Raw genomic sequence first — 15,606 nt, forward strand, 5'->3', positions numbered from 1 at the left:
GCCGTCACCTGCACGGGTCCACGCCGGCAACCGGAGACCCCTCCGCAGCAATGGTTCTCGGGCGAGACAGCGACAACCACCGTTCACCCGGTTGGCGGAGTTCTGCCATAGATCGGTTGTATGACAACTCGGCCATATCGCCGCCCGCTTCCTACTCCTTGCTGAGGTTCGTGCGGACCCCGTTCTCGATTTGCTGACCGATCTCGGGGTCGATGTTGCGCCAGTATTCGAAGACCCGGGACAGCACCGGCTCCTTCACACCATTGGAGACGTGCAGAACGACATTGTGCACCAGTCGATCCCGCTGAGCGTCGTCCATCACGTCGCGAATCAAGGAGCGTGCCTGACCGAAATCATCATCATCGCGCCGCAGCGTGTAGGCCTCGCGGACCATCTCTCCGTCAGCGGCCCAACCGATCTCGGACGCCCGCGCGGGATCGGCCAGCGGACCGCCGACCGTGTTGGGGGTGTAGACCGGGTCGGACACGTTCTGCACCCGCATCCGCCCGTCCTTGGAATAGCTGCGCACCGGACACTTAGGGGCGTTGACCGGGATCTGATGATGGTTGACCCCAATCCGAGCCCGATGCGCATCGGCATAGGCGAAACTGCGACCCAACAACAGCCGATCTGGACTGAGGCCGGTGCCGGGCACGATGTTGTGCGGCCCGAAAGCGGCCTGCTCCACCTCGGTGTGATGATCGGTGGGATTGCGATCCAACGTCAGCTTGCCCACCTCGATAAGCGGGTAGTCCGCATGCGGCCACACCTTCGTCACGTCGAACGGGTTGAACCGGTAGGTCTTGGCGTCCTCGAAAGGCATGATCTGCACGTAGAGCGTCCAGCTCGGGAAGTCACCGCGCGCAATCGCATCGAACAGGTCGCGCTGATTGCAGTCCGGGTCTGTCCCCGCCAGCCGGTCGGCCTCCTCCTGAGTCAAACACTGCACACCCTGATCAGACTTGTAGTGGTATTTCACCCAACAGATCTCACCGCCGATATTCACCCAACTGAATGTGTGCAGCCCGTAACCGTTCATATGCCGGTACGTCTTCGGAATACCCCGATCCCCCATCACCACCGATACCAGATGCGCGGTCTCAGGCGACTGAGTCCAAAAGTCCCACACCATGTTGCGGTCATGACAGTCATTGTCCGCGCGGCGCCCACCGGCGCGGATCAGGTTGAGAAACTTCAACGGTTCTCGGACGATAAAGATCGGCACGTTACTGCCGACCAGATCATAGTTGCCCTCCGTGGTGTAGAACTTCACCGCGAATCCCCGATTGTCACGCACCGTGTCCGCGGCACCACGTTCGCCACCGTTGCCCGACGAAAACCGGGCGAACACCTCGGTGACCGCGCCCGGCTGCAGGAAGGCCGCGCGGGTGTAGGCACTGACGTCGCCGGTGACCTCAAAGCGCCCGTACCCGCCGGCACCCTTGGCGTGCGGTTGACGCTCGACCACCCGCTCACGGTTGAACGCGGCGACCTGTTCGATCAGGTAGGTGTCCTGTAACAGGATCGGGCCGTTGGGGCCCAGCGTCAACGACCGATCATTGGTCGGAGCCGGTGCCCCGCCATCGGTGGTCGTCATGTGTTCAGGTTCGTGCGGACCCCGTTCTCGATCTGCTGACCGATCTCGGGGTCGATGTTGCGCCAGTATTCGAAGACCCGGGACAGCACCGGCTCCTTCACACCATTGGAGACGTGCAGAACGACATTGTGCACCAGCCGGCCCCGCTGAGCGTCGTCCATCACGTCGCGAATCAAGGAGCGTGCCTGACCGAAATCATCATCATCGCGCCGCAGCGTGTAGGCCTCGCGGACCATCTCTCCGTCAGCGGCCCAACCGATCTCGGACGCCCGCGCGGGATCGGCCAGCGGACCGCCGACCGTGTTGGGAGTGTAGACCGGGTCGGACACGTTCTGCACCCGCATCCGCCCGTCCTTGGAATAGCTGCGCACCGGACACTTAGGGGCGTTGACCGGGATCTGATGATGGTTGACCCCAATCCGAGCCCGATGCGCATCGGCATAGGCGAAACTGCGACCCAACAACAGCCGATCTGGACTGAGGCCCGTGCCGGGCACGATGTTGTGCGGCCCGAAAGCGGCCTGCTCCACCTCGGTGTGATGATCGGTGGGATTGCGATCCAACGTCAGCTTGCCCACCTCAATAAGCGGGTAGTCCGCATGCGGCCACACCTTCGTCACGTCGAACGGGTTGAACCGGTAGGTCTTGGCGTCCTCGAAAGGCATGATCTGCACGTAGAGCGTCCAACTCGGGAAGTCACCGCGCGCAATCGCATCGAACAGGTCGCGCTGATTGCAGTCCGGGTCTGTCCCCGCCAGCCGGTCGGCCTCCTCCTGAGTCAAACACTGCACACCCTGATCAGACTTGTAGTGGTATTTCACCCAACAAATCTCACCGCCGATATTCACCCAACTGAATGTGTGCAGCCCGTAACCGTTCATATGCCGGTACGTCTTCGGAATACCCCGATCCCCCATGATCAGCGTCACCAGATGCGACGACTCGGGTGACTGCGTGAAGAAGTCCCACACCATATTGTGGTCATGACAGTCATTGTCGGCGCGCCGCTTGTTGGAGCGAATCAGGTTGGGGAACTTGAGCGGATCCCGAATGAAGAAGATCGGAACATTGTTGCCGACGATGTCGTAGTTGCCCTCGGAGGTGTAGAACTTCAGCGAGAACCCCCGGGAGTCGCGCAACGTGTCGGCGCTGCCACGCTCGCTGGCGTTGCCTGCCACCCGCACGAACACATCGGTCACTGCGCCTGGCTGAAACACCGCCGCCTTGGTGTACAGGCTCACGTCATTTGTCACTTCGAATCGGCCGAACGCTCCGGTGCCTTTGGCGTGCGGCTGACGCTCGGGCACCCGCTCACGGTTGAACGCGGCGATCTGTTCGATCAGGTAGGTGTCCTGTAACAAGATCGGCCCGTTGGGGCCCAGCGTCAACGACCGATCATTGGTCGGAGCCGGTGCCCCGCCATCGGTGGTGGTGAAGTTGTCCGTCATCCCTGTCTCCTAGTGCTCATCGTCGGAGTTGAACTTGTATCCGAGATCGAAATGGTTAGGCGGAGCGGCGGGGGCAGTCATGTCGCCCCCGCCGTACACCGGTGTTTCGTCACTGTGCGTAGGATTTCGCTCCTGTTCCTGCGAACTTTCCGCCCTCGACGATCAGGTACTCCGAGCGGATCGGCCTGCCGGCGAACCAGTCTTCGAGGATCTCCCGGGTGCCGGCCGCATAACGGGCCTGCGCCGTCAAACTGGAACCCGAGATGTGCGGTGTCATAGCGTTATTGGGCATGGTCCGCCACGGGTGGTCGGCCGGCGGCGGCTGCGGGTACCAGACGTCGCCGGCGTAGCCGGCGAGCCGGCCGCTCTCCAGCGCCGCCACGATCGCCCTCTGGTCGGTCTCCTCGGCGCGTGCGGTGTTGACGATGTAGGAACCGCGCCGCATCGAACCAAGCAGCTTCTCGTTGAACATGTGGTGAGTCTGGGCGATCAGTGGGGAGTGGATCGAGACCACATCCACCGATCGGGCCAGCGACTCGACAGTCGGGTGAAAGGTCACACCCAACTGCTGCTCCAAATCTGGAGAAAGCCGGTGCACGTCGAAGTAGTGCAGATTCACCCCGAACGGCTTCATCCGCTCTAGCACCGCCCGACCGATCCGGCCGGCGGCGATCACCCCGACGTCCATGCCCTCCACGTCGTAGGAGCGCTGCACACAGTCGGCGATGTTCCAGCCGCCGTCGACCACCACCTGATGCGAGGGAACGAAATTGCGGACCAGAGCCAGGATCTGCATCACCGCGTGCTCGGCGACGCTGACGCTGTTGCTCCAGGTCTCCTCGGCGACGGTGACCCCGCGCGCTTGCGCCTCAGCCAGATCCACATGATCGGAACCGATCCCGGCTGTCAGCGCCAACTTCAGCTTGGGCGCTTTGGCGAATCGCTCCTTGGTGATGTACGCGGGCCAGAACGGCTGGGAGATCACGATGTCGGCATCATGCAGTTCCCTTTCGAATTCCGAGTCTGGACCGTCCTTGTCGGACGTGACGACCAGCTCATGACCCTTCTCCTCGAAGAACTTCCGCAATCCCAATGCCCCGGAGACGCAGCCGAGCAGCTCACCGGGGGTGAAGTCGATTCGCGACGGAGTCGGCAGTGCGGAGCCGTCGGGATAGCTGTCGACCACCGGGACGCTGTCGCGGGCATACTTCGGCGGGTAGCCGGTCACTGGATCCGGGTAGAGCACCATCACACACTTGGCCATGATTTCCTCCTGAATGTGCTTTATTATCAGCAGCTTTCAGTGTCGTCTGGTGCAACCACGGCGTCCAAGACCCGGCTCCTATCCATTGATAGGCGACGCCTATCCAGCGAGGTCAGGGCTACTTGAACAGATCGGAGTGGTCAGCCTTGATCAGGTCTGCACCCTTCTCGCCGACCATGTAGACGGTGTTCTGGATCCGGCAGTCCGGGATGATCGGGAACACCGACGCGTCGATAACACGCAACTTGTCGACACCGTGCACCTTGAGCTGCGGGTCGACCACCCCCTGGTCGATGTTCTTGGACAGCCGGTTGGTGCCGCAGGGGTGATATGAGGTCTGCACGCGATCCTGAACGGACGTCCGCATCAGCTCATCGGAGTGCAGCGGCATGTTCCATGGGTACTGCTCGACGACGAGGTCCTTGAATCCATCACCCTTGGTGAGAATGTCGTAGGCGAACCGAACCCCTTCACGCAGGGCGATGATGTCGAGTTCATTGGACAGGTAATTGAGGTTGATGTTGGGTGCCATGAACGGGTCGTCGCTGTTGAGCGTGACTTCACCACCCTCGTAGGCCGGCCGGACCAGGTCGACCATCACCGTGATGTGGTCACCATCGGCGGGCGTCGGGTACTGCCACTGGAAGGCACTGCCGAACGCGGGGACGAAGTCGATTTCGAAGTGCGGCTGTCCCTCCGGCGAGAAGGGGTCGGACCCGCCGTTAGCGGCCTTGGCCTCGCGGTAGACCGGGTCCTTCTCCAAGTACTTGTCGACGCGCGGGAAACCGATCATCTCCAACAAGCCCGAACCCAACGGCCCCGAGTGGTCCTTCTCGTAGGCGGCAACCGCAGCGTCGTGTTTGGGGCCGGGGCGTAACAGGGCACTGTCGAGGGCGAACCCCTCCTTGATCCGCAGCACGAACGGCACGCCCGGGTGGTCGTAGAGGTGCTGGCCGACGTGGCGTGAGTCCACCACGACATCGATGCCGTATTTGGCCAACTCGCGGCCCGGGCCGATTCCGCTGAGCATCAGCAGCTTCGGACTCTCGAACACGCCCTGGGACAAGATGACTTCCCGGGTGGCGTAGAAGTCGACTTCGTTGCCTGCGGCGTCAATGATCGTCACACCTTTGCAGGTGCGGGTGGCGTAGTCGATGATCAGCCGCTTGGAACGCACCTCGGACACGATCGTGACGTTCGGCTTGTCTTTCACGAACAGGAAGCTGCCGGAGCGCACGCCACGGTAGATGGTGTTGACGGCGTGGGTGAGGCCCTTCATCTCACCGTCGTAGATGTTCTCGGTGAGCGGCTCGCCCCGGGAGGTCCAGGCCTTGGTGATGGCGTCGCGGAACGGCTGCAATTCCGGGATAAGGTTGTGCGAAATGGGCAGCGGACCGGCCTGTCCGATCTTCTGCAGATCGGCGGAGAACATGCCCGAGTCGTCGTGGTAGCTCGCGCTCTTGCGCAGGTAGGGAAGCAGCGGCTCCCATGTCCACTCCGAGCCGCCGTATTCGCCCCACCGGTCGTAGGTCGGCTTGCAGCCGGGGATCCAGCTGAAGTAGTTCGCCGACGAGCTGCCGCCGAGGATTCGGCCGCGGGTGTCCTGTTTGTCGATGCGCTCCCACACGCCGCGGTCGACGAACTTCGCCTTGTAGTCCCAGTCGTATTGGCTGTGTCGCAGTTCCATCGCGGTTCCTGGAGTGGTGACTCCGGCTAGATCCCACGGGTTGCCGACCCCCGCCTCGACGATGAGGACCCTGACATTCGGGTTCTCGGCGAGTCTGCCGGCCACGACACAACCTGCGGTGCCTCCCCCAACGACGACGAAGTCATAGTGCGTGCCAGCGTCCATTGCGTACTCCTCGATTGCGGATTGATCAGCTGCCCTTGCAGCGTGCTGCGGGCCGCGGGGTGCCGGCTACGGAGTCGACTCCGAGGTTTTTTCCCGACGTTTGGGGTTCTCTACATGTGCATTGCGGGCGGAATGTGCATTGCGGAAAGCTCGAGCGCCCACCACAATTCGAGGAGGACCTCGGTGTCCCGCAGGCTGGTGCCGGTCAGCTCCTCGAAACGGGCCAGCCGGTACCGCACGGTGTTCTGATGAACAAACAACCGCGTCGCGGTGCTCTCCACGTGCATGCCGCAGGCCAGGTAGGCCCGCAATGTGGCGGTCAGGTCTTCGGCCGATCCGCCGACGGCCAGCGGCTCCAGGTAGCGGCGGCGCAACACCGTGCCCACATCGGTATCCACCGCCACCGCCGCCCGCAGACCCAGTGATTCCAGGTCGTAAGCCCCGGTCATCTTGCAGGCCTGCACGGTTACCAGCGCCCGCGCAGCCAGTCGGTAGGAGTCGGCCAATTGTTCCAGCGGCCGGGCCGGCCCGTAACCGACTGCCCCGTCGATGTCACGCGGAGGTGCTTCGACGAGCAAACCCGCCACACCACCATCGACAACGGCGCACAATCCACGTCGCTGGCCTACCTGTGATCCCAAGCCCAGCCCGTGCTCCACATCGCGCCGCGTCATGCCGTCGTGCAGGCATGCCCGGACCGCTACATACTCACTCGCCGGGTCGAGGCCGTACATCTCGGCTCGAGCACGCAGTTCGATTCCCGGGACCAGGCCGAGCAGGACCTCCTGGACAAACCGTGTGCGTCCGGTGTCGAGCGCCTCCGCCGCGTCGAGTTCGGCACGCCGATAGGCGCCGACTGTCTCCGACAGGGCCGCGGCCGAGCGCACCAACATCGACTCGGTGAACCGCCACGGCCCGCCATTGCCGGCTGCGGTGCGCCGGGCCGCCTTCCGAGCAGCTGTCGCCAGTGTTTCCACGCCGATGCGCCAGGCGTGAATCATGTCGTCGAGCGGAATGCCCCACCGTTGTTGGCGCTCACCTGCCGCGGCGAAAGCAGCACGGTCGTTGTCGGTGAAGTCGGTGCGGCCGTTTCCGGCGGCGCTCAACACCCACTGCACTTGGAGCTGGATTCCTGACTCGAGCTCCTCTCGCGGCACCGCGCGAAACACCGGCAGACTCGAGACGACGGCATCGCCGATCAGCGGCACCAGCCTCTGGTGCTCGCCGAGCAGGGCGTCATGGATCGTCATCATCATTCCTGGCGTATTCGTCGGTACTGGACTGGTTTTCAGTCTCAGGGGACGACCGGCGAAGTGTCCAAGACGTGATTCCGACCGCGCGATAGGCGCTACCGATCAGACGTGGTTGCGGCGCCGAAATCGACGTGCTGCGCAACTTCCAACAGTGCGCGGGCCATCACCGATCCGGGCTCGGCGGCGCTGGTGACAAGTGCCACCTGAGCCTTCAGTTCCGGATCAATCAGGCGCAGCGTTGCCGTCCCCGGCAGTGTCACGGCCCCCACCCAGGTCTGCGGAACGATGGTGGCCCACCGGCCGGTGGTCACATGGGCGAGCAGCGCCACGAAAGAATCGGTCTCCAGTCGCGGAACGAGTTTCAGATCCTGGCCCGCCAACGCATCGTCGATCAATCGGCGACCGCGCATCCCTTCGGCGAGCAGACATATTGGTAGCTCGACTACATCTGGCCAACTGATGGTGTTCGTCTGGCCGGTGAGAAGTTCGCTACCGGCGACCAGTACCTGCTGTTCTTGATACAGCGGGGTGACCACCAGATCCGCGGTGTCGTCGCGATCGGGGTAGATGATGCCGGCGTCCAGCTCGAACCGGCGCACCCGTTCGGCGATTTCTGCGGTACGCAGGCTGGTCTCCAACTGCACCCGAACCAAGGGGTGCGCCGCGGAAAACGGGTCCGACAGCAGTGCGACGGTGCTCGCGGCGGCCGGAATGACCCCGATGCGCAGCTCCCCGGTGAGACCGGTCTGCAGCGCGGTCACCTCCTGCTTGAGCGCGTCGCGGTCAGCCAGGATGCGCCGCGCCCACAGCACCAGGCGCTCACCCTCGGGGGTGAGGCCCTCGAACTTCTGTCCTCGCCGGACCAACGGAACCTTCAGCTCGTGTTCGAGTTTTCGGATGGCCTCCGACAATGCGGGTTGGGAGACGTAGCAGGCGGCCGCGGCGCGCGCGAAATGCCTCTCCCGGGCCAGCGCAACGAAGTACTCAAGCTGACGAAACAGCATGGTCTATTCGACCACGATCCCCTGGTGTTCGGTCGCAACCCAGCTGGCCAATAGTTTCAGCGCCTGCTCGGCGGGTGACTGCGGTGCGGCGGTGTACCCGATCAGGGACAACCCGGCGGCGCCCGGCAACTCGAAAGCGTTGTACGTCAACGTCAATTCTCCGACCGCGGGATGTCGGAATCGTTTGGCGCCGTGGTGGTGAGCCTTGACATTGTGGGCGGCCCAGCGGGTGCGGAACGGTTCGCTGCGAGTGGCCAGCTCCCCGATCAACGCGACTACGGCCGGCGAGTCCGGTGCGCGGGCGGCTTCGGCCCGCAGCAGGGCCACCACGTCGTCAGCGGCGGCGGACCAGTCCGGGAAGGTCGCGTCGGCCGACGGATCGAGGAAGACAGACCGAGCGAGGTTCGGCGTTGTGCCGGTACGGCCAAACGCCGGCGCGTACAGGGCGCGTCCGAGCGCGTTGGCGGCGACCACGTCGAGATGCCCGTTGAGCACCACGGCCGGGGCGCCGACCATGCTGTCCAGCAATTGCTGCACCCCGTCGGGCAAGACCACGCCGGTTCGGCGCGCCGTCCGCCGCCACCCGGGTTTGACCGCACCGGCTCGGGCCAGGTCGAACAAATGCGCCGTCTCCGCATCGGTCAGCTGCAAGGCTCGGGCGACGGCGTCCAGGACCTCATCGGAGACACCGGCCACGTGGCCCCGTTCGATCTGGGTGTAGTACTCGATGCTGACCTCGGCCAGCTGGGCCACCTCCTCGCGCCGCAACCCGGGGACTCGACGCCGTCGCCCGGGCGGCAACCCGACTTGTTCAGGGGTTATCCGTGCGCGCCGAGTCATCAGGAATCCTTTGATGTCCTGGCCGATGTCCATACCGCCACGGTAGGCAATCGGCGCAGGTGTCAGGCAGGAACTGGCAGTACCCCTATAACCAGCACCTGTCGGGTCGGTGCGCAGGCTCCTAGCGTCGAGCTCAGCAATCGTTTCCCGATCGAGGAGGTCAGCGAAGATGCCCGAGCAAGACGAGGCCCAGGCCGCGTTCGACGGTTTTATCGACATGTGGACCAGCGGTCGAACGGGTGGGTTACGCGCACCCCTCCTGCATCACCCGGGCGAGCTCGACCTGAAGTACGAGGACGTGTCGTTCCCGTCGGCGGACGGTGTTCGGCTGGAAGGCTGGTTCATCCCCGCCGATTCGAACCGGCTGATCATCCACAACCACTTCCTGCCGGGAAACCGCTCTGGTTACCCGGGACACCTCCCGCAGTTCGGCGGGCTGGGCGGGTTCGAAGTGAACTTCTTGCCGGAGTACAAAGCGCTGCACGACGCCGGCTACAACATCTTGTGTTACGACATGAGCAACCACGGGATGAGCGGATCACGCGAGCGCGGCACCGGAATCGGGCTGGTGGAATACCAGGACGTGATCGGTTCGGTGCGCTACGCCAAGTCCCGCCCGGACACAGCGTCGATGGAGACGTTCCTGCTCAGCGTCTGTCTGGGTGGCGACTCGACCTGCGTTGCGATTGCCAAGCACCCGGAGGAGTTCGAGCACATCAAGTCACTGATCCTGTTGCAGCCGGTTTCGGCCGACCCGATCGTGGAGAATTTCGTGCAGGGCAACGACATTCCCGACGGCTACACACGTTTCGACCGAACGGTGTTCGAGCGGACCGGTTTCCATCTCGCCGAGCAGTCACCGATCGAGTACGCCAAGTCGATTCACATTCCCACCCTGGTCGTCCAGGTTCATCACGACGTCATGACCCGCCCCGAGGACGTGCAGGCGATCTACGACGCGATCCCCGCGGAGGACAAGAAGCTGCACTGGATCGAGGGCACCACCCGGCGCTTCGACGGCTACAACTACTTCGGCGAACACCCCGAGGTGGCCATTGACTGGTTTGCCAATCACCGCAGGTAGTCAGCGGCACATATTCGCCGATATCGCCCCGCGGCGGGTCTAGGTACTGGCCGGGACCCGCCGGTCGGCTGCGGTCTTGGGCGTGACGTGCTCTTCGTCGCCGGTGAATTCCTTGGTCCAGCAGGCGAATTCCAGCGTGATTCCGTCGGGGTCCTGGAAGTAGAACGAGCGGACATACACACCCGGATGCAACGTCGGGCTCGCCTGCCACTCGGACTCGTCGTGGTTGAGCACCGGCCCGACCCGGACACCTTTCTCTTTCAGCCGCTGGCGGTAGGCGTCGAACTTGTCCGCCGGCACATGGAAGGCCAGGTGGTTGAGCGTGCTCACCGCACTGGTGATCTCGCCGATTCCGGGTATGGCGGCCGGCGAGGAGATCCCGGGCACCCGGTCCGGAGCGTCACGGAACCAGAAGAAGGCCACGCAGTCCCCGTTGCCGGCATCAAAGAAGAAGTGCTGACCGAGACCCCCGGGCAGGTTGAGCGACTTGATCAGCGGCATCCCCAGGATGTTGCTGTAGAAGTCGACGGTGCGTTCCATGTCGGAGCACACCATCGCTACGTGGTTGATCCCGCTGATTTCGAATTCGGTGTTGACACCGTGCGGCTTGATCATGGTGGCGGCTCCTCTGGTCAAGATCTGAAACTGAATCTAACATCAGATTCAGATTTGATCCAGCCCTACCAAGACAGGAGTGTGTTCCGGTGTCGACCAGCCCCGAGCAGTCCGGTCATCGCGACCCGTTGCCCACCCACCGGGGCCGACGCACCCAAGCCGCGATCGACGCGGCCGCGCGCGCGGTGATCGCCCGCAAGGGAGTTCTGGCTGCCACCATCGCCGATATCGCGGCCGAGGCCGGCCGATCGGCGGCATCGTTCTACAACTACTACGACTCCAAAGAAGCGATGGTCGCCGAATGGGCGCTGCGATTCCGCGACGAGGCCGCCGAGCGAGCCTCCAGCGTGGTGCGGCACGGGCTGACCAACCGCGAACGGATCGAGCAGGCCACCGCCGCGCATTGGCACACTTACCGCAACCGGCTGGCAGAGATGGTCGGCGTCTCCCAGCTGGCGATGGTCAACGACGACTTCGCCCGGTACTGGGCGGAGATCTGCGCGGTTCCCGTCGGCCACATCACCGAAACGGTCAAGCGCGCCCAAGCCGAGGGCTACTGCACCAATGACGACCCGGAACTGCTCGCGGTGGCGATCGTCTCGATGCTCAACCAGTTCTGTTATGTCCAGCTCGCCACGCCCCGGGACGACGGCGGTCCCGACGACGCAGCGTGTATTCGCACGCTGGCCAATGTGTTCTACCGGGCCATCTATACCGAGGAGAATTCCTGAGCATGGCGTTGAGAGTCCTGGCGCACTTCATTCCCGGCCCGAAGGTCTCCGAATTCGTTGCACCCGAGTCTGATTGGCTGGACATCCGGTGGTGCGCCGCCGACGACGACGACACGTTCCACCGTGAACTGGCCGACGCCGAAGTGCTATGGCACGTGCTGCGGCCGCTCTCGGGCGACGACCTGCGAGCCGGGCCACGACTGCGGCTGGTGCACAAGTTCGGCGTCGGTATCAACACCATCGACGTCGACGTCGCAACACAGCGCGGCATCGCGGTGGCCAATATGCCCGGTGCCAATGCCGCCTCCGTGGCCGAGGGCACCGTGTTGCTGATGCTGGCCGTGCTGCGCCGGCTGCTGCCGCTGGATCGCGCGACCCGTGAGCTCCGCGGTTGGCCGACCGATCCCGAGTTGGGTGAACACTGCCGGGACATCGGCGGCTGCACGGTCGGCCTGGTCGGCTACGGCAGTGTCGCCCAGCGGGTGGCCGGGATCGTGGCCGCCATGGGCGCGCAGGTGCTGCACACCAGCACCCGCGACGACGGCACGCCCGGTTGGCGGCCCCTGCCGGAACTGCTTGCCGCCTCGGACATCGTCTCGCTGCACGTTCCATTGAAAACGGGGCCCGACGCCACCCATCATCTGATCGACGCGGCCGCCCTGGCACGCATGAAACCCGAGGCGGTGTTGGTCAACACCGCGCGCGGACCCATCGTCGACGAAGCCGCGCTGGCCGACGCGCTGCGCGACGGGCGGCTGGCCGGCGCGGGCCTCGACGTGTTCGCCGTCGAGCCGGTGACCGCGGACAACCCGCTGCTCGGCCTGGAGAACGTGGTGCTGACCCCGCATGTCAGCTGGTACACCGCGGACACCATGCGGCGCTATCTGGCTGCCGCTGTCGACAACTGCCGCCGGCTGCGCGACGGGCGGCCCCTGACCCACGTCGTCAACCGACCGTAGTCAACCAACCGACTGGTTGTTAGATTCACTATACGTACCCACCGAAAGGCGCCTCAATGCCGATAGCGATCACTTCTGAACATCAGGACCTGACCGATTCCGTGCGGTCCTTCGTGACACGGGCCGTGCCGGCCGAGATGCTGCACGTCGCGATGGACACCCCGATCCAGAACCCGCCGCCGTATTGGCGGGCCGCCGCCGAGCAAGGCCTGGCGGGGGTGCATCTGGCCGAGGATGTCGGCGGACAGGGTTTCGGAATCCTGGAACTGGCAGTGGTGCTCGCCGAGTTCGGCTACGGCGCGGTGCCCGGGCCGTTCGTGCCGTCCGCAATCGCCAGCGCCCTGATCGCCGCGAACAACCCGGCCGCCGCCGAGCTGAGCGGGCTGGCCAGCGGAGAGGTGATCGCCAGCTACACGATCAATCCGGGACTGACCGGCACCGCCACGGAGTCGGGGCTGGTGATCCGCGGCGAGGCCCGTGCGGTCGCGGCCGCCGCCCAGGCGTCGTTGCTGGTGCTGCCCATCGCGGTCGACGACACCGAGGTGTGGGTGGTGCTGCCCGCCGACCAGCTCGAGATCGAGCCGGTGACAAGCGTGGACCCGCTGCGCCCGATCGCCCACGTGCGCGCCGACGGCGTCGAGGTCGACGACACTGCGGTGCTGCGCAACCTCAGCGCGGCCCGCGCGCACGCACTGATCTCGACGCTGCTGGCCGCCGAGGCGGTCGGGGTGGCCCGGTGGGCCACCGACACCGCCGCGGACTACGCCAAGATCCGCGAGCAGTTCGGCCGACCGATCGGCCAGTTCCAAGCGATCAAGCACAAGTGCGCGGAGATGATCGCCGACACCGAGCGCGCCACCGCCGCGGTGTGGGACGCCGCCCGCGCTATCGATGAGGCCTCTGAGGATGGGGCAAACGCTTGGGACGCTGCAGGTTCGACGGTGGAGTTCGCCACGGCGGTGGCCGCCACCCTGGCGCCGAGCGCCGCGCAACACTGCACCCAGGACTGCATCCAGGTGCACGGCGGAATCGGCTTCACCTGGGAGCACGACGCCGGTGTCTACTACCGACGGGCGCTGATACTGGCCGCCTCCTTCGGCTCCCGCGCCGCATACCCCCAGCAGGTCGTCGACACCGCCACTGCCGGTGGGATGCGCAAGATCGACATCGACCTGGACCCGGACACCGAGAAGCTGCGCACCGAGATCCGGGCCGAGGTCGCAGCACTCAAGGCGATGCCGCACGACGAGCGCACGATCGCGATCGCCGAGGGCGGCTGGGTGTTGCCTTACCTGCCGAAGCCATGGGGGCGGGCCGCCGAGCCGATCGAGCAGATCATCATCGAGCAGGAGTTCTCCACCGGTCGAGTGCGTCGTCAGGCGATGGGTATCGCCGCGTGGCTGATCCCGTCGATCGTGGCGTTCGGAACGGAGGAGCAGAAGCAGCGTTTCCTGCCCGCCACGTTCCGCGGCGAAATGATCTGGTGCCAACTTTTTTCCGAGCCGGGCGCCGGTTCAGACCTAGCCAGCCTGACCACCAAGGCGACCAAAGTCGACGGCGGCTGGCGGATCAGCGGCCAGAAGATCTGGACGTCGGCCGCACAGTTCTCCTCGTGGGGAGCGCTGCTGGCGAGGACCGACTCGAGCGCTCCCAAACACGATGGCATCACCTACTTCCTGCTGGACATGAAGGCCGAGGGTGTAACAGTCAGTCCGCTGCGTGAACTCACCGGCGGAGCGATGTTCAACACCGTGTTCATCGACGACGTGTTCATTCCGGACGAGTTGGTGCTCGGCGAGGTCAACCGCGGCTGGGAGGTCAGCCGCAACACGCTGACGGCCGAGCGGGTGTCGATCGGCGGTTCCGAGATGCCATTCCTCGCCAGCTTGGACGGCTTCGTCGAGTTCATCCGCGACGGTGAATTCGACCAGGGCGAACAGCGCCGGGCCGGTCAGTTAATCGCCGAGGGGCACGCCGCCAAGCTGCTCAACCTGCGCTCGACGCTGCTGACCTTGGCGGGCAAGGACCCGATGCCCGCGGCGGCGGTGTCCAAGCTGCTGTCGATGCGTACTGGCCAGGGCTACGCCGAGTTCGGAGTGGGAACCTTCGCCGGAGACGCCGCAATCGGCGACCGTGAGCAGCTGCCCGGCAAGTGGGCGGAGTACCTATTGATGAGCCGCGCCACCACCATCTACGGCGGCACCTCGGAGGTCCAGCTCAACATCATCGCCGAGCGTCTGCTGGGCCTCCCCCGCGACCCGTAGGGGTTGCCACTGCCGCGAGCAGACACAGAATCGCACGCAGGCAAGCCTGCGGATGCGATTCTGTGTCTGCTCGGCAGTGCTAGCGTCACCGCTATGGCCGAGGCCCCCATGCCTACTCGTCGACTGGCGGCTGCCGCAGACGAGCGACAGACGCTCGAAGCCTTTCTCGACGACTATCGAGAGATCGTGGTGCGCAAGATCTCCGGGCTTTCGGACGGCGACGTCCGCCGGCACCTCGTACCCTCCGCCACGACGGTAGGCGGGCTGGTCAAACACCTCCGCTGGGCGGAGTACGGCTGGTTCGACCAACTCCTGCAGGAACGGCTCGACGACAACCGCCGCCCGCACGATCGCGAGTGGGAGTTCACCCTCTCCGACGACGAGCACCTGCCGACATTGATCGCCGACTACCAGCAGCAGTGCGAGCAGTCCCGAGAGATCGCCGCGACCTATCCGCTCGATCACACCGTCCCACATCGCCACCTAGGCAATGTCTCACTGCGCTGGATCTACATCCACATGATCGAAGAGACCGCCCGGCACTGCGGCCAGATCGATATCTTGCGCGAACAACTTGACGGCGCAACGGGTTTCGACTGAAATCCCCCATGCGAGCGGGGCACTTCCCTACCGCGAGCAGACACAGAATCGCACGCAGGCGAGCCTGCGGATGCGATTCTGTGTCTGCTCGGCAA

At 64.6% G+C, this 15,606-nt stretch carries 12 protein-coding genes and 1 pseudogene; 5 read left to right on the forward strand and 8 right to left on the reverse strand.

Features of this window, described 5'->3' with window-relative positions; genetic code table 11:
* Window positions 1-151: 151 nt before the first annotated feature.
* The 7 genes and pseudogenes from NM962_07195 to NM962_07225 form a co-directional block, all read right to left on the reverse strand.
* Window positions 152-1,597 (reverse strand): catalase, encoded by a 1,446-nt coding sequence (locus NM962_07195; protein ID UVO13847.1) that lies wholly within the window; start codon window positions 1,595-1,597, stop codon window positions 152-154.
* Window positions 1,594-3,045, reverse strand: coding sequence for a catalase (locus tag NM962_07200; protein UVO13848.1), 1,452 nt, complete (start codon window positions 3,043-3,045; stop codon window positions 1,594-1,596). The genes NM962_07195 and NM962_07200 overlap by 4 nt, the downstream gene beginning before the upstream one ends.
* 109 nt (window positions 3,046-3,154) lie before the next feature.
* A complete protein-coding gene (locus NM962_07205; protein UVO13849.1) occupies window positions 3,155-4,309 on the reverse strand; it encodes an NAD-dependent formate dehydrogenase in 1,155 nt (384 codons plus the stop codon).
* A gap of 118 nt (window positions 4,310-4,427) precedes the next feature.
* The gene (locus tag NM962_07210; GenBank protein UVO13850.1) at window positions 4,428-6,161 is read right to left on the reverse strand and encodes a GMC family oxidoreductase N-terminal domain-containing protein; all 1,734 of its coding nucleotides are present in this window, start codon (window positions 6,159-6,161) and stop codon (window positions 4,428-4,430) included.
* 110 nt (window positions 6,162-6,271) lie between these two features.
* Window positions 6,272-6,433, reverse strand: a pseudogene (locus tag NM962_07215) (helix-turn-helix domain-containing protein).
* Between the two features lie 1,076 nt (window positions 6,434-7,509).
* Entirely contained in the window at window positions 7,510-8,418 is a 909-nt protein-coding gene (locus NM962_07220; GenBank protein UVO13851.1) for a LysR family transcriptional regulator, read from the reverse strand.
* Between the two features lie 3 nt (window positions 8,419-8,421).
* Window positions 8,422-9,291 carry a helix-turn-helix transcriptional regulator gene (locus NM962_07225; protein UVO13852.1) on the reverse strand — a complete coding sequence of 290 codons (870 nt, stop codon included), beginning with the start codon at window positions 9,289-9,291 and terminating at the stop codon, window positions 8,422-8,424.
* A gap of 136 nt (window positions 9,292-9,427) precedes the next feature.
* On the opposite strand from NM962_07225, the gene NM962_07230 reads away from it, so the two are divergent.
* Window positions 9,428-10,342 (forward strand): alpha/beta hydrolase, encoded by a 915-nt coding sequence (locus NM962_07230; GenBank protein ID UVO13853.1) that lies wholly within the window; start codon window positions 9,428-9,430, stop codon window positions 10,340-10,342.
* A 39-nt stretch (window positions 10,343-10,381) separates the two neighbouring features.
* Here NM962_07230 and NM962_07235 read toward each other — a convergent pair whose 3' ends face one another.
* Complete coding sequence (locus NM962_07235; GenBank protein UVO13854.1) at window positions 10,382-10,957, reverse strand: VOC family protein; 576 nt, start codon at window positions 10,955-10,957, stop codon at window positions 10,382-10,384.
* Between the two features lie 89 nt (window positions 10,958-11,046).
* Here NM962_07235 and NM962_07240 point away from each other — a divergent pair, with 89 nt between their 5' ends.
* From NM962_07240 to NM962_07255, 4 genes are all read left to right on the forward strand, one after another.
* On the forward strand, window positions 11,047-11,688 hold the full coding sequence (locus tag NM962_07240; protein UVO13855.1) for a TetR/AcrR family transcriptional regulator: 642 nt from the start codon (window positions 11,047-11,049) through the stop codon (window positions 11,686-11,688).
* A 2-nt stretch (window positions 11,689-11,690) separates the two neighbouring features.
* Window positions 11,691-12,647, forward strand: coding sequence for a 2-hydroxyacid dehydrogenase (locus NM962_07245; GenBank protein UVO13856.1), 957 nt, complete (start codon window positions 11,691-11,693; stop codon window positions 12,645-12,647).
* Between the two features lie 56 nt (window positions 12,648-12,703).
* Complete coding sequence (locus NM962_07250; GenBank protein UVO13857.1) at window positions 12,704-14,911, forward strand: acyl-CoA dehydrogenase; 2,208 nt, start codon at window positions 12,704-12,706, stop codon at window positions 14,909-14,911.
* Window positions 14,912-15,004: 93 nt separating this feature from the next.
* Complete coding sequence (locus NM962_07255) at window positions 15,005-15,511, forward strand: DinB family protein (protein ID UVO13858.1); 507 nt, start codon at window positions 15,005-15,007, stop codon at window positions 15,509-15,511.
* Window positions 15,512-15,606: the final 95 nt, after the last annotated feature.

Origin of the sequence: Mycobacterium sp. SVM_VP21 (assembly GCA_024758765.1) — a bacterium.
Classification (GTDB): Bacteria; Actinomycetota; Actinomycetes; order Mycobacteriales; family Mycobacteriaceae; genus Mycobacterium; species Mycobacterium heraklionense_C.